At 60.0% G+C, this 23,507-nt stretch carries 18 protein-coding genes, 1 tRNA gene and 2 pseudogenes; 17 read left to right on the forward strand and 4 right to left on the reverse strand.

Annotated elements, in window-relative coordinates:
* The first annotated feature begins 27 nt into the window (after positions 1–27).
* The 5 genes from QZY06_RS11025 to QZY06_RS11045 all read left to right on the forward strand — a co-directional run bounded on the left by QZY06_RS11025 (position 28) and on the right by QZY06_RS11045 (position 5,609).
* Positions 28–2,559: an AsmA family protein gene (locus tag QZY06_RS11025; protein WP_295684104.1), complete on the forward strand. Its 2,532-nt coding sequence runs from the start codon at positions 28–30 to the stop codon at positions 2,557–2,559.
* A complete protein-coding gene (gene mutY / locus QZY06_RS11030) occupies positions 2,556–3,797 on the forward strand; it encodes an A/G-specific adenine glycosylase (RefSeq protein WP_295684107.1) in 1,242 nt (413 codons plus the stop codon). Before QZY06_RS11025 ends, mutY begins: the two co-directional genes overlap by 4 nt.
* Positions 3,683–3,925, forward strand: coding sequence for an oxidative damage protection protein (locus tag QZY06_RS11035; RefSeq protein WP_293389119.1), 243 nt, complete (start codon positions 3,683–3,685; stop codon positions 3,923–3,925). Before mutY ends, QZY06_RS11035 begins: the two co-directional genes overlap by 115 nt.
* A 110-nt stretch (positions 3,926–4,035) precedes the next feature.
* A tRNA-Phe gene (locus QZY06_RS11040) sits at positions 4,036–4,111 on the forward strand.
* Positions 4,112–4,325: 214 nt separating this feature from the next.
* A complete protein-coding gene (locus QZY06_RS11045) occupies positions 4,326–5,609 on the forward strand; it encodes a site-specific integrase (protein ID WP_295684110.1) in 1,284 nt (427 codons plus the stop codon).
* A gap of 520 nt (positions 5,610–6,129) precedes the next feature.
* On the opposite strand, the gene QZY06_RS11050 is transcribed toward QZY06_RS11045, so the two are convergent.
* On the reverse strand, positions 6,130–6,522 hold the full coding sequence (locus QZY06_RS11050; protein WP_295684112.1) for a helix-turn-helix domain-containing protein: 393 nt from the start codon (positions 6,520–6,522) through the stop codon (positions 6,130–6,132).
* 220 nt (positions 6,523–6,742) lie between these two features.
* On the opposite strand from QZY06_RS11050, the pseudogene QZY06_RS11055 reads away from it, so the two are divergent.
* The 3 genes and pseudogenes from QZY06_RS11055 to QZY06_RS11065 all read left to right on the forward strand — a co-directional run.
* Positions 6,743–7,162 (forward strand): annotated as a pseudogene (locus QZY06_RS11055) (DUF1993 family protein); the annotation flags it as partial.
* 112 nt (positions 7,163–7,274) lie between these two features.
* Positions 7,275–7,766 carry a hypothetical protein gene (locus tag QZY06_RS11060; RefSeq protein WP_295684116.1) on the forward strand — a complete coding sequence of 164 codons (492 nt, stop codon included), beginning with the start codon at positions 7,275–7,277 and terminating at the stop codon, positions 7,764–7,766.
* Between the two features lie 44 nt (positions 7,767–7,810).
* Complete coding sequence (locus QZY06_RS11065) at positions 7,811–8,059, forward strand: hypothetical protein (protein ID WP_295684119.1); 249 nt, start codon at positions 7,811–7,813, stop codon at positions 8,057–8,059.
* A gap of 412 nt (positions 8,060–8,471) precedes the next feature.
* On the opposite strand, the gene QZY06_RS11070 is transcribed toward QZY06_RS11065, so the two are convergent.
* Complete coding sequence (locus tag QZY06_RS11070; RefSeq protein ID WP_295684121.1) at positions 8,472–9,113, reverse strand: TetR/AcrR family transcriptional regulator; 642 nt, start codon at positions 9,111–9,113, stop codon at positions 8,472–8,474.
* A gap of 232 nt (positions 9,114–9,345) precedes the next feature.
* On the opposite strand from QZY06_RS11070, the gene QZY06_RS11075 reads away from it, so the two are divergent.
* The 3 genes from QZY06_RS11075 (at position 9,346) to QZY06_RS11085 (ending at position 12,923) form a co-directional block, all read left to right on the forward strand.
* A complete protein-coding gene (locus QZY06_RS11075) occupies positions 9,346–10,608 on the forward strand; it encodes an OmpP1/FadL family transporter (RefSeq protein WP_295684122.1) in 1,263 nt (420 codons plus the stop codon).
* Positions 10,609–10,887: 279 nt separating this feature from the next.
* Entirely contained in the window at positions 10,888–12,042 is a 1,155-nt protein-coding gene (locus QZY06_RS11080; protein WP_295684125.1) for a hypothetical protein, read from the forward strand.
* A 98-nt stretch (positions 12,043–12,140) separates the two neighbouring features.
* On the forward strand, positions 12,141–12,923 hold the full coding sequence (locus QZY06_RS11085) for an SDR family NAD(P)-dependent oxidoreductase (protein ID WP_295684126.1): 783 nt from the start codon (positions 12,141–12,143) through the stop codon (positions 12,921–12,923).
* A 387-nt stretch (positions 12,924–13,310) separates the two neighbouring features.
* Here QZY06_RS11085 and QZY06_RS11090 read toward each other — a convergent pair.
* Positions 13,311–13,685, reverse strand: a pseudogene (locus tag QZY06_RS11090) (type I restriction endonuclease); the annotation flags it as partial.
* Positions 13,686–15,287: 1,602 nt separating this feature from the next.
* On the opposite strand from QZY06_RS11090, the gene QZY06_RS11095 reads away from it, so the two are divergent.
* The 6 genes from QZY06_RS11095 to QZY06_RS11120 all read left to right on the forward strand — a co-directional run bounded on the left by QZY06_RS11095 (position 15,288) and on the right by QZY06_RS11120 (position 22,760).
* The gene (locus tag QZY06_RS11095) at positions 15,288–16,046 is read left to right on the forward strand and encodes a hypothetical protein (RefSeq protein WP_295684133.1); all 759 of its coding nucleotides are present in this window, start codon (positions 15,288–15,290) and stop codon (positions 16,044–16,046) included.
* Between the two features lie 68 nt (positions 16,047–16,114).
* Positions 16,115–16,357: a hypothetical protein gene (locus QZY06_RS11100; protein ID WP_295684135.1), complete on the forward strand. Its 243-nt coding sequence runs from the start codon at positions 16,115–16,117 to the stop codon at positions 16,355–16,357.
* Positions 16,358–16,585: 228 nt separating this feature from the next.
* Complete coding sequence (locus tag QZY06_RS11105) at positions 16,586–17,095, forward strand: helix-turn-helix domain-containing protein (protein WP_295684138.1); 510 nt, start codon at positions 16,586–16,588, stop codon at positions 17,093–17,095.
* A 354-nt stretch (positions 17,096–17,449) separates the two neighbouring features.
* Positions 17,450–21,196 (forward strand): ATP-binding protein, encoded by a 3,747-nt coding sequence (locus tag QZY06_RS11110; protein ID WP_295684141.1) that lies wholly within the window; start codon positions 17,450–17,452, stop codon positions 21,194–21,196.
* 413 nt (positions 21,197–21,609) lie between these two features.
* On the forward strand, positions 21,610–22,206 hold the full coding sequence (locus QZY06_RS11115) for a hemerythrin domain-containing protein (RefSeq protein ID WP_295684144.1): 597 nt from the start codon (positions 21,610–21,612) through the stop codon (positions 22,204–22,206).
* Between the two features lie 302 nt (positions 22,207–22,508).
* Complete coding sequence (locus tag QZY06_RS11120; protein ID WP_295684148.1) at positions 22,509–22,760, forward strand: hypothetical protein; 252 nt, start codon at positions 22,509–22,511, stop codon at positions 22,758–22,760.
* A gap of 82 nt (positions 22,761–22,842) precedes the next feature.
* Here QZY06_RS11120 and QZY06_RS11125 read toward each other — a convergent pair whose 3' ends face one another.
* On the reverse strand, positions 22,843–23,109 hold the full coding sequence (locus tag QZY06_RS11125; protein ID WP_295684150.1) for a PQ-loop domain-containing transporter: 267 nt from the start codon (positions 23,107–23,109) through the stop codon (positions 22,843–22,845).
* Between the last annotated feature and the right edge of the window lie 398 nt (positions 23,110–23,507).

Below are 23,507 nucleotides of genomic sequence, written 5' to 3' on the forward strand. Positions count from 1 at the left end.
GTCGTCATCCCCATATCGGAGTTCCCCATGGGCAAGCTGTTGAAGATCGTGTTTGCTGTCATCGGCGTCGTGCTGCTGCTCGTGGTGCTCGCAGTCGGGGCCTTCGCGCTGTTCTTCGATCCGAACGATTTCCGCAGCCAGATCACCGCCGCCGCCAAGAAGTCGACCGGCCGTGACCTTGCGCTCGGCGACATAAAGCTCGGCTTCTATCCGGTGCTTGGTGCCAACGTGAAGAACGTTTCCTTGAGCAATGCCGCCGGTTTTGGTGACGCGCCGATGCTGGTGGTGGCCGAGGCCGATGTCGGCGTGCGCCTGCTGCCGCTGGTGATGAGCCGCGAGATCCGCATCGGCAAGATCAGCCTCACCGGCATGAAGCTGAACCTGGCCAAGGACGCCACCGGCAAGAGCAACTGGGATGACCTGACCAAGACCGACGAGACCGCCGCCAAGCCCGAAGAAGAGAAGTCCGGAGGTGGCGCTGGCATCAAATCGATCGACATCAGCGGCATCGCCATCAAGGGTGCCGACATCAGCTATGACGACAAGCAGAGCGGCCAGGCCTACGCGGTGTCCGGCCTCGAGCTGGAAACCGGTTCGATCAGCCCCGGCGATCCCTTCGACATCAAGCTGGCGTTCTCCACCACGGTGAAGCAGCCGGCCGCGAAGGCCGACATCAAGCTGTCGACGCGCGTGGAATACGACCTGAAGGCGAAGACCTACAGCGCCGACAAGCTGGCCCTGAAGGTGCTGGCAACGATGCCGGACCAGAAGGCCGATATCGATCTCAGCGGCAATCTGTCCGCCGACATGAACAAGCAGACGGCGAAAGCCGACAAGCTCAGCCTCAAGGTCAAGGCGACGACCAAGGACGGCACGGCCGATGTCGATCTCGCGGGCAATGTCTCTGCCGATCTCGGCAAGAAGACCGCGTTGACCGACAAGCTGACCGTCAAGCTGAAAGCGGCGCTGAAGGATCTCAACGCCAATGCCGATCTCGCAGTGCAGGTCTCGGCCGAGTACGACAAGCCGCTGGTCCGCGCCCAGGGCCTGACCGTGAAGGTCGATGCCGACGGCGCGGCCGTGCCCGGCGGCAAGCAGACGGCGACCTTCGCGGGTGACGCGATCTACGACGGCGAAAAGGGCACGCTGAAGCTGGCCAGCGGCGATCTCAAGGCGGCCGGCCTCGATGCGACCATCGCCCTCGACGCCATCGGCCTGAACACCGATGCGCCGCGTTTCGTCGGCCCGCTGTCGGTCAAGACCTTCAATCCGCGCGAGCTGATGAAGCTGCTCGACATCAAGGTCGAGACCGCCGATCCGGAAACGCTGAAAGCGCTGACCTTGAGGCTGAAGTTCGACGCCACCACCAAGGCGGCGCGGATCAGCGATCTGAACATGAAGCTCGACCAGAGCACTTTCACCGGCTCTGGCGCCGTGACCAGCTTCGATTCGAAGGCGGCAGAGTTTGCGCTGAAGCTCGATGCGATCGACGCCGATCGTTATCTGCCGACACCGGCCGTGCCAGTCAAGGAAGCGCCGCGGACGCCGGAAGAGAAAGTGAAAGCCAATGCCGCCGAGCTGCCCATCGATGCGCTCGATGGCTTCACTGCGAACGGCACCATCGACATCGGCAAGCTGAAGGTGTCGAACCTCAGCATGGCCAACGTGCAGTTCCGCCTGAACGCGACCAAGGGCCAGCCGAAGGAAATCGGTCTGGGTGCGCAGCTGTACGGCGGCAGCATTGCGTCGACCACCAAGATCACGCCGGGCGCCACCCCGCGTTACGTCGAATCGCTGAAGCTGACCTCGATTTCCGCCGGCCCGCTGTTGAAGGATTTCACCGGCAAGGAATCGATGACCGGCGAAGGCAACTTCGCGATGGACGTGACCGCCAGCGGCAAGACCGTTGGCGCGATCAAGCAGGCATTGAACGGCGATCTCTCGTTCAGTTTCCTGAATGGTGCGGTCAAGGGCTTCAACCTCGGCCAGATCCTGCGCAAGGGTGATGCGCTGCTGAAAGGCCAGCAGTTCAACGAAACCGCGCCGGTGCAGACCGACTTCACCGAGCTGAGCGCCGCCGCGAAGATCACCAATGGCATTCTGCAGTCCGATGCGCTGAACGCCAAGAGCCCGCTGTTCAGAGTCGATGGCGCCGGCAAGGTCGACATCGCCCATGAAACCATCGATTACACGGCCAAGCCGACCATCGTCAACACCGCCAGCGGCCAGGGCGGCAAGGAGATGCCCGACCTCGCCGGCATCGTCATTCCGATCCGGGTGACCGGCACCTTCGAAAATCCGAAGTACGCGCTGGATATCCGCGCAGCGCTGCAGCAGAAGGCTACCGAAGGCCTGCGCGAGAAACTGGTCGGCGAGAAGGGCGACAAGCTGCGCGAGAAGATCGATACCCAGCTCGAGAAGAAGCTCGGCAACCAGCTCGACGGCAATCCGGCGCTGAAGGGCAAGCTGCAGGACGGCCTGAATTCGCTGTTCGGCAAGAAGAAGCCGCCAGCTGAACCGGCTCCCGCACCGGCCCCGGCGCCCGCTCCAGCGCCTTGAGCGCAGCGATATCAGCAGCGGCTGACGAGGATTTCGCCAGCCGCCTGCTCACCTGGTTCGACCGCCACGGCCGCCACGGCTTGCCCTGGCAATCGCCGCGTACGGCCTATCGCGTCTGGCTGTCCGAAGTGATGCTGCAGCAGACCCAGGTGGCGACGGTCATCCCGTACTTCGAGCGCTTCATCGCCCGCTTCCCGAACTTCAACGCGCTGGCCGCTGCCGATATCGACGAAGTGCTGGCGCTGTGGGCCGGCCTTGGTTACTACGCCCGCGCCCGCAACCTGCACGCTGCGGCCAAGCAGGTGGCTTCCCTGCATCGCGGCGAGCTGCCGGACGATCTCGAAGCGGCACAGGCGCTACCCGGCGTCGGCCGCTCCACCGCCGCCGCGATCCTCGCCCAGGCCTATGGCTCGCGGCACGCGATTCTCGATGGCAACGTCAAGCGCGTGCTGGCGCGCCACGCGGCGATCCCCGGCTGGCCCGGCGAACCGAAAGTCGCCGCCAGGCTCTGGCTGGTCTCCGAGCGCTTTCTGCCGCAGACGCGCCTGGCTGATTACACGCAGGCGATCATGGATCTCGGCGCCACGTTGTGCACCGTGCGTGCACCGGCTTGCACGCGCTGCCCGGTCGCGGCGGACTGTGCAGCTCGGCTCGCTGATCGAGTCGAAGATTTCCCGTCATCGAAGCCGGCGAAGGCGCGGCCACTGCGCCGCGCGACCTTGTTACTGGTCGAGAACGAGCAAGGCGCGGTGCTGATCGAACGCCGTCCGCCGACCGGCATCTGGGGCGGCCTGTGGTCGCTGCCCGTGGCCGGCGAGGGCGAGTCCGCCGACGGGCTGCTGCGCGAACGCTTCGGCATCAGTGTCGAACCGCTGGAAACCCTGCCAGCCTTCCGCCACGCCTTTACCCATTTCGAGCTGGAGCTGACACCGCTGCTCTGCGCGCTGATCGACACGCCGCCCACCGCCCTTCATGAGCGACCGGAGCAGCGCTGGCTTACCATGCACCGCGACGCGCTGCCCGGCCTGCCGGCGCCAGTGCTCAGCTTCCTGACTCGCCGCTACCCCACCGTTACGACTCCGACCGAACCGTGTCCCGAACCGTCCACTGCATCAAACTCGGCATCGAAGCCGAAGGCCTCCCGCGTCCGCCAGTCCCCGGCGACCTCGGCCAGCGCATCTACGAGCAAGTCTCGAAACAAGCCTGGGCCGAATGGATCGCGCACCAGACCCGGCTGATCAACGAGATGCGCCTGTCGCTGGCGGAATCGGAATCACGCAAGTTGCTGATGACAGAACTGGAGAAATTCTTCTTCGGCGGCGGCGAGCTGACCAAGACCAGCTACATCCCGCCGAAAAAGGCCTGAGCGCCGCCGCCGGCCAGCCCCAGCCAGGGCCGGAAAGTGCTTGACGCCTGATACCCCTGTCGCGTCTAATCGCGCTCCGCGTTGAGACGCGGGCATCCAAGCAGCACGTTGGCCGAGTAGCTCAGTCGGTAGAGCAGGGGATTGAAAATCCCCGTGTCGGCGGTTCGATTCCGTCCTCGGCCACCATAAATTGGTGGAAAAGCCCCTGAAAACAGGGGCTTTTTTTTGCCTGCCGAATTAAGCGCTGCAGCCGTTTCGGATTTTTGTGCCTAAATTTGTGCCCAAATTCAGGTTCCGAGCGACACGGATACCGTCCCCCACAGACAGGGGATGGCGAATGGCAAAGAGAGGAAGACCGAACACCGGGTCGATCATCGAGAGAGGGCCGCACCAGTTTTGCGTGCGCCACACTCACGGACGTGAGCGCGAGAACACGACCTTTGAAACGCGCTTGCTGGCCGAACAGTGGCTGGCAGGCGTCAAAAGTGGCGAAGACAAGGGGCGGCTGACGAAGACAATCGACGCCCGCAATCTCTCACTGGCTGATGCGCTGAATCGCCGCCTTGCAATGTGCGGGGACCAGAAAAGCAACGCCGAGCAGACGCGGCAGACCCAGCGCCTCATCGAGAACTTTCCAGGACTGACGGGCAAACGCCTTTACGAGATTGACGAGATCGATGTCCTCGGATTCATCGAGGAGCGCGAGGAAGAGGTCGCCAACGGCACGATCAACCGTGAACTGTCCCTCATCAGCAACACGTTCAATCGCGCGCGGTCGCGCATGCACTGCGTCGGGCTCGTCAATCCGATCGGCCCCACGACGCGGCTGAAGGAGGCGAAGGGGAGAGACCACCGGCTGGCTGCGGACGAAGAGGAACTGCTCCTTCGGCTTGCCGATCCGGTAGAAGCGCTGACTCATACCCCTATCGGCAGCATCATCCGGTTCGCGGTCGGCACCGCGATGCGTAAGTCGGAAATAGCCCGAATGGATTGGCGTCACGTCAATCTTGATCGCGGAACGGCGCTGATTCCTGATTCAAAGAATGGCAGTCCCCGCACCGTGCCTCTGGGGCTCGCCATGCGCTCGCTGGTTCGCGAGCAGGGCCCCAAATCCTCAGGCTGTGTGTGGGCCGGTGCCACGGCTATTTCAAGCGCCTGGCAGCGACTCAAGCGAACGGCAATCGCAGAGGCGCAACAGCTAGTTTCGGCGGGCATCGCGCTGTCGGATCTGCCGGAACGGCTGCTCGATCTGCGCTTTCATGACCTTCGCCACGAAGCAACATCGCGTCTGATCGAGCGCACGGGCTGGGACAACGCGCGCATCCGGGCCGTGACCGGGCACAAGACAGACGCGATGCTGGCGCGGTACACGCATCTGAGGACGGCGTCACTCGCCTTGGAACTGGCCGCGCTTGAGGGCGGCGCGGTTTTGAACCTGCACGCTGCAGGTGCCAAAGAGCACGCCGATCACCAGCCAGAGGACCCTTCGATGCGGGCCCAATGGAAAGCTGTGGCAGCCAGCACCACGTTGCTGACGTTGCTGATCTCAGCAAAGCCGATTGCCGAGGTTGCCAAGGAGTTCGGTGTTTCGGATGCCGCCGTTCACAAGGCCTGCAAACGGCTCGGAGTTGAGAAGCAGCGCCGTGGATTTTGGCTTGAAGGCAGGCAAACTAAGGTTGCGTGACGGCTGCGGGCGATTGATGGCGAATAATCAGCGGTCTCATTCACACCGTGCTGATTTATGCAGTTTTCTCAGGGCTTCAGTAATTCAAACGACGACTTATTCTTGATTAATCTTGCTTGCATGAAATCGTGCAACGCCTCCGGCGGCATCAAGCCTGATCGCAAGCCGACGATCGGCACCAAAGGCTATGCCGCTCGACGCCTTACTATCACCGGCTAGGCCGGCACGGGCTTGACCCCGCCTCGGGTTGCCCAGCGGTTGACCGTGCCACGATGCCGAGAACTGCCCCGCATCGTGGCCAGCGGTCAGAGCGCGAAGGATGCTGTCTGATTCGCTCTTGTCGTCGCTTAAGTGCCAGTAGCAGACGGTCACGAGCGTCCGCTACAGGCGTCACCTTGGTCGACATCACGCGAGCCGCTGCTTACCTCGCGCTCGCAGCAGCAGCACGATAGGTGCTCACCTGCGGATTGTCCCCGTGCCGCGGTTTGGGTGATTCACCGCGCGCTCGGCCAGGATCGGCTCAAGCCAGGAAACTGGCGGGCAGCTCCCAGGTATTCGGCAGATAGCGGTGGCCCCAGCGCGCGGCTTCCTGGATCAGCGGCCGTAAGGACTGGCCTTTGGCGGTGAGCCGGTATTCGTAGCGGGGAGGCTTGGTTTCGTATTGATGGGCCTCGACGAATTCGCAGGTTTGCAGCCATTTCAGCCGCGTCGTGAGAATGCTGCTGGTGATGGCTTCCGGGCTCTGCATGAATTCTCCGAAGCGCTTTTTACCCATGAGCAGGTCGCGGATGATCAGCAGGCTCCACTTGTCGCCGATCAGGTCGAGTACCGACGAGATCGGGCAGTCCGACCGCCGGATAGCGGGATCGGGATTCCCTTCTGGCTTGCGCCTGAATTTCGGAGTCGCTTGCATTTTCGAAGTCTATCGTGAGATATTGTTACTTGCATAATGCAAGTAACTAGCCGCCCGCCAAGCCGGATCAAGGAAACGGCAAGATGGCCATCGGAAGTTTCCCCACTCTTTCCAACCGGATTTACTCAACATGAGCACTGCAAACCTGCATTCCTTCGTCGTGCCGATCATTACGCGCGTGCTGACCAATCTTCGTGCAGTTACTTAGAAAGGGGCTGCCCACGCCGACGCGAAGAAGATCGATCCGGCATCGTTGATCAATTTCCGCCTGTATCCGGACATGCTGCCCTTTTCCAGCCAGATCCAGATTGCCACCGATGCCTCGAAAGGCTGCCTGGCGCGCCTTGCCGGAATCGATGCACCCCGGTTCGAGGACACCGAGAAGACGTTCGGCGAGCTGTTCACGCGTATCGAGAAGACCCTGGCGTTCGTGGGCTCGGTCAAGCCCGAGCAGACCGAAGGCGCCGAGCAACGCGCGATCGTGATCAAGACACCTTCCGCCGAACTCAACTTCACCGGCCTGACCTACGTGCAGGGATTCGTCATCCCCAATCTTCTGTTCCATGCGACGACGGCCTACAACATCCTGCGCCATAACGGCGTCGAGATCGGCAAGATGGACTTCCTGGGCCGCCCCTGATCCGGATCAGAACCGGGGCAGTCCGACCGGCTAAACGGCCGAAAAACAGTGGCACCACACCAGCCGGCGCGCCGCTGTCATTACGGCAATCCGACGTTAAGGGAGCACGAGAATGGACTCGACACAAATATTTGGGATGCAGCTTCTTACGAGCGTTGTCGTCTTCGGACTCGTCGCGGTGTGGTACGTCTGGCCGCACCTCGCTAAACTTTCTTATAGTTCTGCTCTAGTTCTGCTGCTCTGGGTTCAGGTTCCACGCTATGTGGGAATGACACTATTAGTTCCGGGTATCGTCGATCCGAATCTTCCCGTAGGTTTTCTTTCCAGTGCTGCTTACGGTGATCTCTTGGCAGCGGCGCTGGCATTGGTTTCCATCGTTGCTCTGCGGGGCAAATGGAGTTTTGCAGCTCCTCTGGTGTGGGTGGCCAACACGTGGGGATTCGTGGACGCGCTAAACGGAGGCCGTAGCCTCGTGCAGTTGAGCGTGCCGAGCTTCAACCTCGGCACCTTTTGGTATCTCTTCACGTTCTACGGACCGTTGGTAATCGTTTCACACTTGATGATTTTCTGGGTTTTGATTAAGTCCAAGTCGTGGAGTAAATAACTGGGCTGCTGCTGGTTTCACGGACACCGAGTTTGGGTGTGGTGATGAAACCAGAGGTGGACCATGGGAAATGGAGCGGTGATTCGGCGGGCAAGCTGATCGAGCTGACGATCGAGTATGCGCCGGAGCCGCCGTACAAGTCGGGACGCCCGGAGCTTGCCGATGCGGAAACGCTGGTCACGGCTAACCAGTTCATGACGGCCGAGTTCGCCGCGTCGGCGGTGCTTCAAGCGGCACAGCGACTAAAGACGTCGTCACATCGCATGGCCGCCATTTCTGCCTGTTCTAGGTAACTGCTCCTTACACCGAAAGACACTTCCTTCGACGTAATCGCGAACAGTCGGGACTGCGGCGAGCCGACCAGATCCTCCCCCCGCGATCGTGTCTGACGATTGGAGGACTCGGCCGGGAAAATTCCGATGGGTCGCGGAGCACGTCAGACGTCTGCTTTCGGGATATTCGTTCCGCCCCTTCTGTGACGGCTTCGGGCTGACTGCCGACTGTGACGTAGGTCTCATACGTGCCAGAAGCAGCCGATCGCGAGTGACCGCTTACAGATGCTGTCGCTCGCGGTGTTCGGCATATCACATGGTGACTCCGTCACTCCGGCAAAGAGTGTTGATGATTCACTGGAAGAGCCATCGGTTGGCTGTTTGTGAGAGCCAGATGCACTTGACTGAGGCATCGCACCGTCGGCGATCCGACTCAATCTGGTGATGAGGTCTTCCGCCGCAGTTTCGATGGCGACATCGCGCCGCTGGTAGCCGGCGCGAGTAGCACGAACACCGGACGAATCGCGCCCTCTAGCAGTGCTCGCTCTGGTCGCGCTCGAACCAGCACACGCAGCGACACCATAAGGGCCAGAAGAAGGCTCGCCATCTCCTTTGGGGACAGCGATGCGTTGACGGTGCCCTCGCGCTGCCCTCGGCGAATCAGCTTCTCGAAAGACTTTTCAAACCTTGCCATCACCTGCACGACGACCTCGCGAAAACCTGCATCGTGCGGCCCTATTTCCACGACGGAGTTGGCCACCAGGCAGCCCCTGTTGTCCGGGTCTTCCAAGGACTTGCCGATCAGGTCGGCGAAGAAGCGCTCCAAGATCGTGAGCGGTGGGGCGTCCTCGTCAAAGTGCGCGGTGAGCGACCCGACCACCTCGAGAACGTAAAGCTGGAGCGCACGCTCGAAAACGGATCGCTTGTCGCCAAACGCGTTGAAGAAGCTGGAGAGCGTGACGCCCATCTTGTCGGAAAGATCCCGGACCGTGGTGCGCTCGTAACCGCGCTCCCAGAAGCGGTTCATCGCCACTTCGAGTGCCACATGTTCGTCGAATTGTCGGGGTCGAGCCATCGGGTCACACCTCCTGCATCACATCGTCGCGTTGGACTATAGTTTGTCATTAAAGATCATATGATCCAAAATGCTCTATGCTGCTTTCGGCAGCTCAAAAAAAACAGGCGGGTCTCCACACTCGCGCGATGAGACGCAGCTCAGGGGAGTCAAGACGGCAATGCTGAAAGTATGCAAGAAGGTCGTTGCAGCGAAACGTCAGCGAGCAGTTGCTCCGCTGATAAGTGCACTAATGCTGAGCAGCATGGGCGCGCATGCCGGTGGCGGCTATTTTCTTCCGTTCTACGGCGGTTACACGTCGCAAATGGCTGGCACCGCCACTGCGGTCGGACTGGATGGTCTTGCCGCCTCGACCAATCCCGGCAAGCTGTTCGCGGTTGGCAACCGCCTCGATCTCGGCACCAACGTCGCGGCGCTTTATCGGCGCGTCGAACGTCAGGGCGGGCCAGACCCTTCGCTTGATTTCGGCACGACTAGCGACAACAGCATCTTCTTCGTTCCGCAGGGCGGATTTGCTCATCGACTCGGCGACAACTACGCCTTCGGGGTAGCGCTGTACGCGAACGGTGCCCTCAATACGGCTTACCCCGGCGATACCGGGGTTCCGTCGAGCAACCAGAACCCCGCAGCTTGTGGCAGTCAACCGGCCAATTTCTTGAGCGGCTGCGGTCAGGTGGGTGTTGATCTTTCCCAGGTCATCGTCGCGCCGACGGCAGCGTGGCAGTTCGCGCCGGGCAACACGTTGGGAATCTCTCCGCTGATCGCTTATCAGCGTTTCCGCGCCTACGGCCTACAGGCCTTTGAGCCGCTGTCGCAGAATCCCGGCAATGTCAGCAACCGCGGCTACGACAATGCGTTCGGCCTCGGTGTCCGCGTCGGCTGGTATGGCGAGGTGCTGCCGAGCCTGACGCTCGGCGCAGCCTATTCGACCAAAATTTACATGCAGCGCTTTGATCGTTATCGCGGCCTGTTCGCAGGTGACGGGCATTTCGATGTGCCGGCGAATTACAGCGTCGGCGCGGCGTTCCGCGCAACCGAGCGTTGGCTGCTGGCGCTGGATGTCCAGCGCATCGACTTTCATGGAGTCCCAGCGTTGGGCAACAGCCTGCTGAACTCGCTCCAGAATCCTCAAGGTGCGCCGCTTGGAAGCAAAGATGGCAGCGGTTTCAATTGGCGCAATCAGACCAATTACCGATTCGGGACCGAGTTCGCCGTATCGCCGAGCGTGAACATTCGCGGTGGGCTTGCCTATGGAAGAGTTCCCGGCGACCAGTCCATCAGCTCGGTGAGCATCAATACGCTTTCGGCCACCCCGAAGACGACGGCCAGCGTCGGCTTCAATTGGTGGTACACGCCGACCCACGAGTTCCAGTTCGCGTACACGCACCATTTCTTCGGCACGTATGCCGGACCTTCGGCCGTTGTGCCCGGGGCGACTGAATCTGTCGTCGCCGATGTAGATGTGGTCTGGATCGGTTGGGCCAAACGCTTCTAGAGCCAAGGTGATAGAGATGGGTCGTGAAATGACAGCCGAAGGAAGCTTCCAGTATCGCTTTCATCGTGGATTGCCCTTCCTGCCTTCGCGATCCGGCGAAGAAAATGTCAAGCCTATGCTGCGTGCCCGCGACGAGGGCCCGAATCCGCTACCGAGGCTGCGCATCAGTCGAGATTCTCAGCCTCCTCCGAACGGGATGGGTGCGGCTGATCACGAATCGCCCTGGCCGGTATTGCAATGTATCAAGGCGTCCGCCCAATGACGCCGTACGGTATTTCCATGAGCGGCCTGCCCGACGCAACTAAGGTGGATCTGCTGATGGTCATCGCGCAGGTGGAAGCCGAACTGCAGTTGGCTGGCGCGCTGCGCGACAGCCACGAGCTGCGCCGACGGGTCCTGGGCGAGCGCAGCGTACTGGTCGGCAAACTGCCCAGCGACGCCTGGATCCGCGTCACAGTTGGCTCGTTTGAACTGACGCGGCATCCTCCGCTCGAACACGACGCAACGGAGACCCTGCCGTTCGAACAGATCCTCGGGCGGACGGCTGACGAACTCGAGGTGGAGCCTTCTCAGCCCCGCACCGGCGAATTGATTCGGACTTTGTTCCGCGACGATCGCGGTGCTTTCCGTCAGCTGCTTGAATGGGCGCCGCTGATCGAACACTCGAGTTACAAGTTGGTCGCCCGGATGTCTACCGCGCTCGATCAAATGCGAGCGGCCGTCCATACCGCGGTGCGGCAGAAGCTTCCACAAGTAGACGAGCTCGTCACCGTCTACCACCGCTTCGTCCTGGCCCTGGGACGTACAACCTTGCTCTCGACGGACTCCGGCTCGGCGTGGCTGGCCGGCCTCGCCGCAAGATTCAACTGGATCCGCTGGACCCCAAGTTTTCCCCTCATCCGCGAGCGCGACATGTGGAGCGCCGCAATCGCCGCTCGCAGTGCATCGCGCTTCGGTCCGCTGGTTATCGACGCCTACCTGGCGGCGTTCAGGCGGTCGAGACATCCGATGTATGCCCTCGATAGCTTGATCGCACTCGTGGCCATAGGGTTGCGGCATCCCGGAGAGCGGGAAGCCTTGCTGGACTCCCTGGATCGGGAAATGGCACTTCTGCCGAGCCGAGAGATACTCCGGCGCGACATCGTGGAAGCAGCCTACGGCGACGCGAGGCGCGCGATGCTGGGTGAGTTGCCGAAGCACCTCGGCGGTCCGAGCCGACTCCACAACGCCTTTGCGCTCGATGCAGCTCATCGAGTGCCCATTTTTCAGCTGATCGGCGATGCGATCGGTCTACCGGCTCACGAACTGATTCCCACCCTGGAGCGCGAGAAGACGCCGTCTGTGCCCAGAGCACGCGAGCGGTTCATCGACGCCTGGGGACCCGGCGACATGCGGCTGGAGGATTTCCCGCCTTCCGCATTCGGACATGCCTGATATGGACTGGCGCGAAAAAGAGGCACCGGGAGAATGCTCGGTGCCTTAAGCGGCGCTTGGATGCGCTGTAGAGGAGGCCACCGTGTGCCAGAGCACGATTGAAACCGCTGTACCACCATGCGATCGCTGAATCGATTGGATCAACGGAGACTGAAGTCATGGCAACAGATCGTCCTTTGTGCGTCATCGTCGGTGCCGGGGAAGGGTTGGGCGTGTCGTTGGCGCGCGCGTTCGCCCACGACGGGAACGACCTGATCCTCATAGGTCGGTCCGTGGAGGGCGTCACCAAAGCGCGCGAGGCGGCCCAGGACGCAGGGGCCAACGTCGAAGCCGTTCAAGCTGATGCGAGAGATGCTGGCGCGATCGCGGCAGCACTCGGGCCGCGCGGGGGAGAGGCGGAGATCCTTGTCTACAACCCGCGTGGCGCGTCGACTTTCAAACTACCGCTGGAGGTGACGGCGGCGGAGCTCACCGACGTCTTGGCGCTCGAAGTCGTCGGCGCCCTCGCCGCCGCCCAAGCTGTGCTTCCCGGGATGCTTGTGCGTGGCCGGGGAACCATTATCTTCAGCAGCGCGACGGCGGCACTGCGGGGGGCGGGGCGCAATCTGCTCTACGCGGCCGGCAAGTTCGGTTTACGCGGCATGGCGCAGTCGCTCGCGAAGGCCTACGCGTCCAAAGGGGTTCATGTTGCCCACGTTCGCCTCGATTGCGCGCTCGACGTGCCGGTGATCAAAAAGATGATGGGAGCGCAGTACAACCGCGAAAAGACAGCGGACCCGGACGATGTGGCCAAGAGCTATGTATGGGTCCACCACCAGCCGCGCTCGGCATGGAGCAATGAAATCGAGTTGAGGCCTTTTACGGAAGACTGGACGTTCTGAGGAATCGCCAGATCCCATGAGACTCCTCGGACGTGCTTTCAGGCCCCGCCTGGCTGCTGTTTCTGCCTGATCGAGATAACTTCTCCTGCACACCGAAAGACGATTCCTTCAACGCAAAAGCGAACGGTCGGGACCGCGGCGAGCCGACCAGATCGTCTCGCCGCGATCATGTATGACGATTGGAGGACTCGGCCGAGAAAAATCCGATGGGTTGCGCAGCACGTCGGACGTCCGCTTTCGGGATATTCGATCCGCCCCTTCTGTGACGGCTTCGGGCTGAAAGCTGGCATCAATATGACGTGCGCATCCTCGATGGGTAGTCCTGAGCAATTTCACTTTCCCTCAATCGGCAACAGCCCGTGACATTGGGGGTATGTGCTGCAAGACGTCGAGCGCCAGCGAGGTTTCCAGCACTTCGATCTGTGCGGTCTTGTCCTGAAAGACGAAGCCCTTGCCATTGCTGGCAAACACGAAAGGAATATCGAGGGACGAGGCATAGTCGGGCGCCTGCTGCATGCTATGCACTTTGCTGAATGTGCCCCTCTTGGCTCCGATCAGCGCCATCGGAATGTGTCGGTAGTACAGGACAAAGTCAGCGCGCTTAGGCTTGTCTCGTGCCACCAGCCGTCCGCGCACCATGATGCGACCCTTGTTAAAGGACACCTGTCGACGAATCTGCACGGTTTCATCCCAGCCGGCTTTATGCAGGGCTGGTGTGATGAACTTCACACTGATGTCGTCCTCGCTGAGGCTGCCGGTCATAGGTGCGCTTGTGAAAATTGCGTCTAGGGTTGGCAGGCGAGAGCGGTCGATCTTGTCGGTTTGAAGCAAGAACGCTTGCCAAGTTGCTGTAAATGTCGACTTCGGTGTGTGCGTAAGGATCGTTTCATTGCATCACCTAGAGCGAAATGGTTTGACGCCGAGCACGCAGCAGCAGCGACACCGCGCCTGATGCCAGCTCGGGATACAGATTCAGAAAGCCCCCACCTCCGAAGAGGGGGGGCTTGCACCGGGCCAGTGCGAATGAATCAACGCCCACCGCGTTCCCGTCCTTTACGTCCAACTCACCCGGGGCAGGTGAGCCGGGCCGCGACAGTCAGGCCGCCAAGCCTTTCTGCCACGACGCTGCGGAGTACATCTGCGACTTTCAGCCGCCAAGCCGTCCGTCTATGCCAAGGGAAGTGCGTCAACACCTCCCGCGGCCCATCTGACCTCTACGCCATATGCCGAAACCAATCGGCTGAGCACGTTGCATGCTCATGCGGGTAAACCCCGCGCAGCTTTTTCGCCGCCTCCTGAACCACCCGATCTCCTTCTGGAGAGCGTGCACGCCTTTCGAGCTTGCACACGACTTCGGTATTTCTCAGGCCATGTCTCCACCGCTGGTGCAGTCCCCGGGAGGGTCAAATTCCCGAACCTGCGATGGAGCTTTGATGGTGAAGCAATCCTCCATACGCCATGCTTTTCACGTGACGCATTTTTTCACGACCAGTACGCAGTCGACTCGCTGTTGTCTCGTGCCTTGCGGCACTCATCCGGGCTTTAACCGAACTTTCGTGGGTGCGAAGCACCGAGCTAACTCCACTACTTGAAACGACAACATCACTTCCATCGATTCGCAGGGACTGAAGCCCCTAGCTGCACTTGGCCCTCTGTTTGACCTTGGAATAACCCTTGGCCTTTTCCGCTTCGCTCCTCGCTCACCCGTCGGTCCTCTTCCTGTGCGACCAGGCTTCAGTCCAACGTGAGCCGGCTCATAACGCTATTCGCATCCAGCCGGTGACGCATTGCTGCGTTCAACGTATTGCGGTAACAGCACCAACCGCGCATCTCCTTGTCGGAGGTAGCGCAACCGGGGCGGGAAATACGCAACATCGCGTAGCCCGCTTGGAGAGATTGCCTGACTGATGATTTCTGTCCTTTCGGATTTTGTCATCGGCCCACTGTCCCACCCGCACTGCTTGCGCGATTTTCATCGCGCAGTAGGTTCGGATAGATGGGTCGGGTTACTGCGCTTTACGCGCGATTAGTCGACCACACCCCCCGAATACACCCCGTGAGCGAGTTTCCTGGCGCGGGGCGTTAACGGCTACCGGCTTGACGACCGGTATGGCTGCTATGGCGTGTGGTGTTGGCGCACCCCGATATGTCCGCGAGTCCGTGTCTGGTCGCGGGCGGGCACATGGGTGGTACGCCAAAACCACTCGTAGCACCTACGCGGTATCAATGTCCGGAGGTTTCGTGTTTCGCGGCTGCCTTGATACCCCGAGGTGTCCCTGCGAACAGCGGTGCTTCTATTGTTCAACTCGATAGGCGCACTTTGAAGCTGCGGCATCAGGGACTTACCTCATCAGGAGTCCTGTCATGACCTGTCTCGCCTCGAAGTTCCTCGTCCCGCTCAACCGGGCCGCCCTTATGAACCAGACGCAGCACCTGGTTTCGGTCGGCTACCACTACTTCAACACCGGGTCGGTGCCGGTCGCAAAGGCATCCGGGTTGATCGACAAGTTCGCCGCCCTGTATCCGATCCTTGCCACCCCTAGCCAGCGGTCGACGAACCACGCCAAGCGGATCGCCAATGTCGATCTGCTGTGGTCGACGGATCCGCAGGACCCTCATCGGCTGTGCTGGACGCTCCTTGCCACTAAGGGCCGCACGATCCCAGGGGAGCTGGGGTTTCCGGATCCGATTCATCAGCGTGAGCGGATGAAAGACGCCCGGCTTATTGCGCCGCTTTGGGACTCCCACTACCAGCTCCACCAGCGCCTGTTGGGTGGCGCGCAAGACCCTGATGCCAAGGCCAGAAAGCGGGGCGCCAAGCTGCGCTGGACGTGGTCGATGACGCGCGAAACCTTTGTAGGGTGGGCATCGCAGGTGCGTCAGGCCGCCCACTTGGGCGATCGCGCCTACCAGACGGTGTTCAGCAACCTCATCTTGTCGCCGATGTACGGCGGTGTCCGCGGCGACCTTCGCGAACTTGAGCGCGCCGGCTACCGCGCGTGGCTCGAAAACCATCGCCGCGACAGCTACCGGATGCCGCTGCCGTCGCCGTTGCCGACCATGCCGAGGATTCAGGTGTATTCCCGGATGACGCTGGAGGACCTCATCCGTTCGGCTTCGTAAAAAAAGGATACCGCTGGTGGGAGGCAAGCAGTTTCGCTTGCCCCATCACTGCCCAGGAGGTAAGCGATATGCTGAAGAAGAGGACGGAGAAGCAAGCGGCAAAGTTCGTGCTGGAACTCGATAAGTCGTTATTGGATCGGATTGAGCGAGTTCGGGTCGTGGGCCACGAACAGAGATATGTGTTGCAGGTGGAAGAGACGCTGATCCGCTGCATCACGCTTGCCGTTTCGGGGTGGGAGAAGGTGTTGAACCTGGGTTCGAACGCTGCTGCAGGGGCTCGCGAGCCGAAGCGTCCGACGCCTTCCGAGTGAGACGAACTCGCTGCCGTCCGAATGATCGCGATCAATCATTCAGACGGGGACCGGCGTTCGGTTTTGGCAATTCCTAAGGCCGAACGTCGCCAGGGTGTTTGATTCGGGGGCAGCCGACATTAAGCCACCCCAAGTGAATCATCACATCCACATCGCGTCCATGATGATCGAAAGTGGACGTGAACACTTGTATAGAATCTACGCTCCCTCCGCACCAAGAAGAAATCCATGTCCGAAAACGACAGCTCTGAATCCACCAGCACCCGCGTCACCGGCGTCAGCGCCAAGATCCTGAGCCTGCTGAATGGCGGCACGAGGTCCACCGCAGAACTCATCGCTGAAGGTGGCTTTTCCAGCGCAAGCGCCTTCCTCAACCTCAAGAAGCTGAAGGATCAGGGCCTAGTAGAAGCCGAGCGCGCCGGCCGCAATGTCATGTATCGCCTGGCTGAAGCTGCGGCCGTTCCCATTGAAGGCGCGCCGCGTCGCGGTCGCAAGAAGGGATCGAAGAACAAGGCCGCCGCCGCCCCGGCCAAGAAGGCCGGCAAGCGCGGTCCAAAGACAAAGGCGCCAGACAACGAAGCCGGGAGCTTGCGCGGCGAACTCGCGTCGATAGCGGCTCGCTTTGCACCGATCGACGAGCTGAAGCGGAAGCTCGACGTACTGGATCAGCTGGCGCAGTCGATGCCGCGTGAAGTGGCTTCGGTGCTCAAAGCGATCAAGGGTGACCTCAGCCGCTGAGCCTCGTTGTAGGTCGACAGGTTCAAGGACAAAGGTGGTGAGGCGCGCCTCACCACCTTGGATTCAGCATCAGTGGATCGATGTCTTTCTGGCTGGACGTGGTGAGGACACCTTCGTAAGCTGGACTGCGGTCGCGCACTAACTTTCTTAGAACGTTGATCATTACCTTCATGAGGACGAACCGACTTTGCCAAGTGCCCGGAAAACTTAAGCTAGTCAAGCAGAACAAGTTCGGCTCAGGGCACTGTCGAAGGGATTCCGCACGCATGGTGAAAGTGCCCAGTTAGAATGACTCAGTCGTTGGCAACGGCCTTACGCACCGGCCTACTTTGCAAGTGGTAGGAACCTTAGAAGATGGCCGAACCAAATAATTTAGGCGACCAGACCTTTCTTGGTGCAAGCGGCGAAATGGCCCGCCGAATGGCGCGGCACAACTGGTCGGCGACCGGGGTAGGGCCGCCGGAAACGTGGCCGCTAAGCCTGCAGACAATCGTTCGTGTCGCCCTACGTTCGCGCTTCGCGATGTGGCTGGCTTGGGGCGAAGACCTGACATTCTTCTGCAACGACGCCTATCTACCGACCTTGGGTATTAAGCAGGACTGGGCTCTGGGTGCCAGCGCCCGGCAGGTCTGGCGCGAAATCTGGCCGGAGATCGGTCCCCGCATCGACGCCGTCCTCGAACATGGCATTTCTACTTGGGATGAGGGTCTGCTGCTGTATCTAGAGCGCAGCGGCGCTCGCGAAGAGACCTACCACACGTTCTCCTACAGTCCGTTGTCTGGCGATGATGGCAACAGCCGCGGAATGCTGTGCGTGGTCGCCGAGGAAACGGAGCGGGTTGTGGGGGAACGGCGCATGTCCCTGCTGCGTGACCTCGCCGCGTCCTTCAGCGCCGTGACCGCAGAGGCCGACTTATTCACGGTTTTGGAGCAGCAGCTTTCCGGTGATCGTCAGCTGATCCCGTTTTCGATCACCTTGCTACTGGATGAGGACAAGAAGGGGTTCTCGGTTCGAGCACAAACAGGCGTTACCAATGAGCAGTTGGCGCGAACGGCCAGCCAAGCCGGGCGCAACTGGGCGGTCGAGGCGCTGTTAGCCGGCGGCGATGCGCCAATGCTGATGTCAGTACCCGCAAACTTTGGTGCGCTGCCTACCAGTCTTGGAAAGCGGCTACCGACGCAAGCGCTAATGCTGCCGATCGTCCGGCAAGGTGGCGGGCAAGGTGTCGGATCAGAACATCTTATCGGTGCTTTTGTCGTTGGTTTGAATCCGGACCGACCGTTCGATCGCACCTATAGCGACTTTCTAAAACTGCTGGTGGGGCAGGTCGCGGCGGCTCTGACTTCAGCACGCGTCTACGACTTTGAACGGCAGCGTGCCGACCAGCTCGCAGAGCTGGACAGCGCCAAAACGCAGTTCTTTTCCAATGTCAGTCACGAGTTCCGGACGCCATTGACACTGATGCTCGGGCCGTTTGAGGAGGCCCTGCGCAGCCCGGAGCGGACGCTGGCTGGGGAGCAGTTAGAACTTGCGCACCGAAATGCTTTGCGGCTGCGGAAGCTGGTTAATACGCTGCTCGATTTTTCACTTATCGAGGCCGGACGGCTGGATTCGAATTTTGAGCCGGTCGATTTGGCGACGTTCACCGGCGAGCTGGCCAGCCTGTTCCGTTCTGCTGCTGACCGAAGCGGCCTGCGCCTGATTGTCCAGTGTCCGGTCTTGCCTCAGCCGGTCTGGGTCGATCGCGAGATGTGGGAAAAGATCGTACTGAATCTGTTGTCCAATGCTTACAAGTTCACTTTCGAGGGCAGCATCACAATTAGTCTCGTAGCCGAGGCTTCGGACGTCGTACTCAAGGTGCGCGATACCGGTGTTGGTATTCCAGCGTCCGATTTGCCGCAGGTCTTCGATCGATTCAAGCGAGTGAAGGGCGCACGCGGCCGCACCCATGAAGGTACCGGCATTGGCCTAGCCTTGGTTCGTGAACTGGTGAAGCTGCATGGCGGCGTGGTTTCGGTAAGCAGCGAAGCTGGCGTGGGAACGGAATTTACTGTTTCGATCCCAATCACGCAGCGACCGTCCCTGCTCAGTCCCCAAACGACGCGAGAGCAAGTGGGCCCGATCTCGCAACCCGCTTTGACCTATGTTTCCGAAGCGGAGCGCTGGAGCTCCCCGGCGGAGAAATCGTTGCCTGCGCTTTTGTACGGTAGTCCGAACTCTCAGGTGAGTTCGGACCGCGCCGATAGCCGGCCGCAGATCGTACTCGCTGATGATAACGCCGATATGCGGGATTACATCCAGCGGTTGCTGTCGGAACGCTTTAACGTGCTGGCGGTTGCCGACGGCCTAGAGGCGCTGGAGGCAATTCAGGCGAATCCACCCGATCTCGTGCTCAGCGATGTGATGATGCCGAGGCTCGATGGCTTCGGACTACTGCAAGCGCTGCGTGCCGAGCCCGCGACGGCCTCAATTCCGCTGCTTTTGCTGTCGGCGCGTGCTGGAGAGGAGGCGAGAGTCGAAGGTCTGGACAAAGGTGCCGACGACTATCTGATCAAGCCGTTCACCGCCTTGGAACTCATAGCTCGTGTCAGCAGCGTACTGACCCTTGCCCGCACCCGCCGTGACGCGATGCGGATGGAAGCCAAACTCAAAGCCGACCGCGACAATATTCTCGAGTCGATCGAGGAAGGTTTCATTACGATCGCTCCGAATTGGCGGATCACCTACGTCAATCGCGCAGCCGAGAAACTGCTCGACTCACCGCGTGCGCAGTTGCTTGGAGCCGATATCTGGCAAGTTTATGCGATGGATGGGACACCGTACGCGGAGCTTCTCCGACAGTCCATGCGCGAGCAGACGCCGGCTGTTCTGGAAAACTATTACCAGCCATGGCGGCGCTGGTACGAAATATCAATATATCCAGCTGACGAGTCTGGCCTGAATATCTATTTTCGCGACGTTACGTCCAAGAAGGAATTAGTGCTCGCCCTGCAGGACGCCGATCGTCGCAAAGATGAATTTCTGGCGACATTGGCACATGAACTTCGGAACCCGCTGGCGCCCATTCGGAGCGCCGCTGATGTTTTATCGTCCCCCGAAATCGGCAGCCGAGAAATCGCTTGGACATCGTCAATCATTCAGCGCCAAGTTCAGCATATGGCGCGGTTGCTTGACGATCTGCTGGACCTTTCGCGGATCACGAGCGGCAAGATGGAAATCAAGCGTGATCCGGTGGCGCTGGACGGCGTCATCGACACTGCATTGGAGGCCGTGCACCCCCTGATCGAAGCACGCAGACACCGGCTTGAAGTCAGACGGCCAGAGGGCGTCTATCGGCTTGAGGGCGACTCGGTGCGGCTGGCCCAAGTGCTGAGCAATCTGCTGACCAATGCGGCGAAATACACCGATGTAGGCGGCGAGATTTTCCTGTCTGCCACCGTCAGCGGCGGTGAGTTGCAACTTGAAGTCAGCGACTCCGGCATCGGGCTAACGACAGAGCAGATCGAACGCGTGTTCGAGATGTTTTCGCAGGTGCAGTCCTCGAACAGTCGCTCAGAAGGTGGCTTGGGCATCGGTCTAACCTTGGTTAGACGAATTGTCGAACTTCACGGCGGCACAATCGTCGCAGAAAGCCCCGGGCTTGGTCTTGGTAGTCGGTTCCGTATCCGCCTGCCAATAGTGACATCGCGATCCGTACCGCTGCCCGAGGCCCCAGCGCGGCAACCGGCCGCTTCAAAGAAGTCTCGGCGTGTATTGATCGTCGACGACAATCGCGATGCCGCAGAATCACTAGCGCTGCTGTTGCAGATTGATGGCCATCAGGTACAAACCGTCTATACCGGCCAAGACGCTATTCTTGCCATCCAGCACTGTCAGCCGGACATCGCGTTTCTCGATATTGGCTTGCCCGACTTGTCCGGCTATGACGTCGCTCGGGCAGTACGCGACCGAAATGGCGATCAGATCAAGCTGGTGGCGGTTACTGGCTGGGGGCAAGCGGAAGACAAGCAGCAAGCGACGAACGCCGGCTTTGACCTGCATGTTGTCAAGCCGGCCAACCCGGATCGGCTCAGAGAGTTGCTTGAAGGCTTACCCTGCTGAGGTAAAGATCAGCGGGCCGCCCGTGTCTTCCTACTTCGAAAGCTCGGTGGCCCACAACCGCTGAACCACTGAATGAACGAATAGCTCCTGGATAGGTTGCTGCGTTTGCGGAAAACGAGGCTGGTCCGCACGTGGATCTGGCCGAAGCGAATTTCGCTGGGTTCATGCAGTGGTTAGCCATGCCGCATCGACCGTTGCGCAGCGTGTTGAGCAGCCCGACGAGGCATTACAACGGGAAGCGGTTTCCTTTCAAGGAAAGGACGAACCGATCACTCGGATGTGAAGTCAGGGCCCCCGGAACTTCATATTCGGTAATGCGTCGCAAAGTTCGGATGGGCGATTACGGGAACGACGGTTGCTGCAAGTTCGAAGCGTCTGCATAGACGTTTTCGCAACCTAGAGGAGGAAATCCAATGTCCATCATCGACAAAGTCGTTGCCGCCGTTACGCCACCGGAAAGTGATCACGCTCGTGCCAAGGCTCGCCGGAAAGCGCAACAGCAAGCCGAGCCGGATACTTGGCTGGCGATGGTGCTGAAACACCACGAGCAGATCGAGGCCGCATTCGACGCAGTCGAAAAGGCGAAAAGCCTTGAACAGCGTCGAGCGACGCAGAAGTGGCTCGCGGTAATCTTGACCGGACATGCGATCGCCGAGGAAGTCACGCTCTATCCGGCGCTCGCATCGCACGGGGAAAAAACGCGGACGGAACTCGCCTATCAGGAGCAAAGTGCCGCGAAGGGCGAGACTGCGGCACTGGAAGAGCTCGACCCGCTCAGTGATGATTACAACGACAAACTTGCTCACATACGGGGTGCCGTTGCCCATCACATGTATGAGGAAGAAGGCACTTGGTTTCTGAAGCTTCAAGAGAAAGCCTCGCCGGAAACGATTGCGCGCCTGACCCGACGATATGAAGAGGAATTCAACCGCTACGTCGGCGGCGATTCTTCAGCGAGCGTAATAAAAGCCTTCAAATCCGAGCTCGACGCAGAGACTGCGGCGCGCTGAAGACGGCTGAACGAAGATTGTCCGCATCGTCGGGAATGGCAGATGCTTTGTCATCACGGGATGTTTGAGGTTTTTGAATTCCCAGACCCATTTTAATCGGAGCCGAACCATGCAGCCTTATCTCGCCTTGTTCCTTCTGCTTGCACCTTTATTTCTAGCGATCGTCGACCGCATTCGGACTTGATATAGCCCGGATTAGGAACTCGGTAGACCTTGAAATCTCAAGTTTCTGTTGAATTAAAGGTGAGATTCTGACGGTCCTACCTGTGTGTTCCGCCTGTTCAATTGCCATGAGGTACCTTATGAACAATTTCGTGATTAAGCTCGGATCACCGCTTGCGTTGCTGCTGCCACTGCTGTCGCAGGCTCAGACTGCGCTCGCCCCCACTCAGATTAAGGAGCCAACTCATCCTTTGCTTTGGCTGGCCCTTTTGACCCTGGGCATCGGGCTCTTCTGGGTTCTGTGGCAGGTGTTCAAGGTGCGCAAGGCAAAACGGGAGAACGTGCACTCGTCCCTCAGTCGCGGAAACATAAAGACTGAGCCGCGCGACTAATGAATTCGGAGGAAGCTGCCGTTGGCGCCTTCGTTGTCTTACATCGTAATGGTGATTGAGATGGCGAGACTTGAATTTCGTTTCAAGATTCGTCATTCAGCCGCCTATTGCGGCGATCGAGGTACAAGCCGACCAAGGCATTGACGAGCATCAATGCGTTGGTCACCACAAAAACCGCGTTTTCCAGCAAGGCGCTGTAGACGGTGAAGCCGAGCGATGCGGCGATCTGGCCGACAAATAACCAATGGGACACGCCGCCAGTGGCGCGATCCCGCCACTGAGTCCATACCTGCCGCATCATCGTCACCAGCAGAATGACCGAAGCAATCCATCCGATTGCTTCGGTCATCTGTTGAGGCGCCTTTGGACATGACAGCGGAAGGGGCGGGTCATGATGTCTTGTGCGATCGAAATCTCCAGCGATTACTGCTCGATGATCAGCGTGCCGTCGAACTTTTCGCATAAGTCCGTCGACATCAGCAACTCAGATTGCACGCGAGCCTCTCGTAGCTTGGATAAGAATTAGTATCGATACGTTGCCAAGAACTATAACTGGCCAGCGCCAATAAAAAGAAGCGCCGAACATCTCCTTCACCGCCAAGCAAAGGTGATCTCCAAATCCGGTATGTGAAGGCATTTGTCGTCTTCCCAGACAGACCCCCTACTTACCCCGAATTCGCGATCGATACACAGCTTCTCAGCTCATGCAACGGCGCATTGGACATCGGACGCCAAATGTGGAGCAGC

Origin of the sequence: uncultured Nevskia sp., from assembly GCF_903885465.1 — a bacterium.
Taxonomy (GTDB): Bacteria; Pseudomonadota; Gammaproteobacteria; order Nevskiales; family Nevskiaceae; genus Nevskia.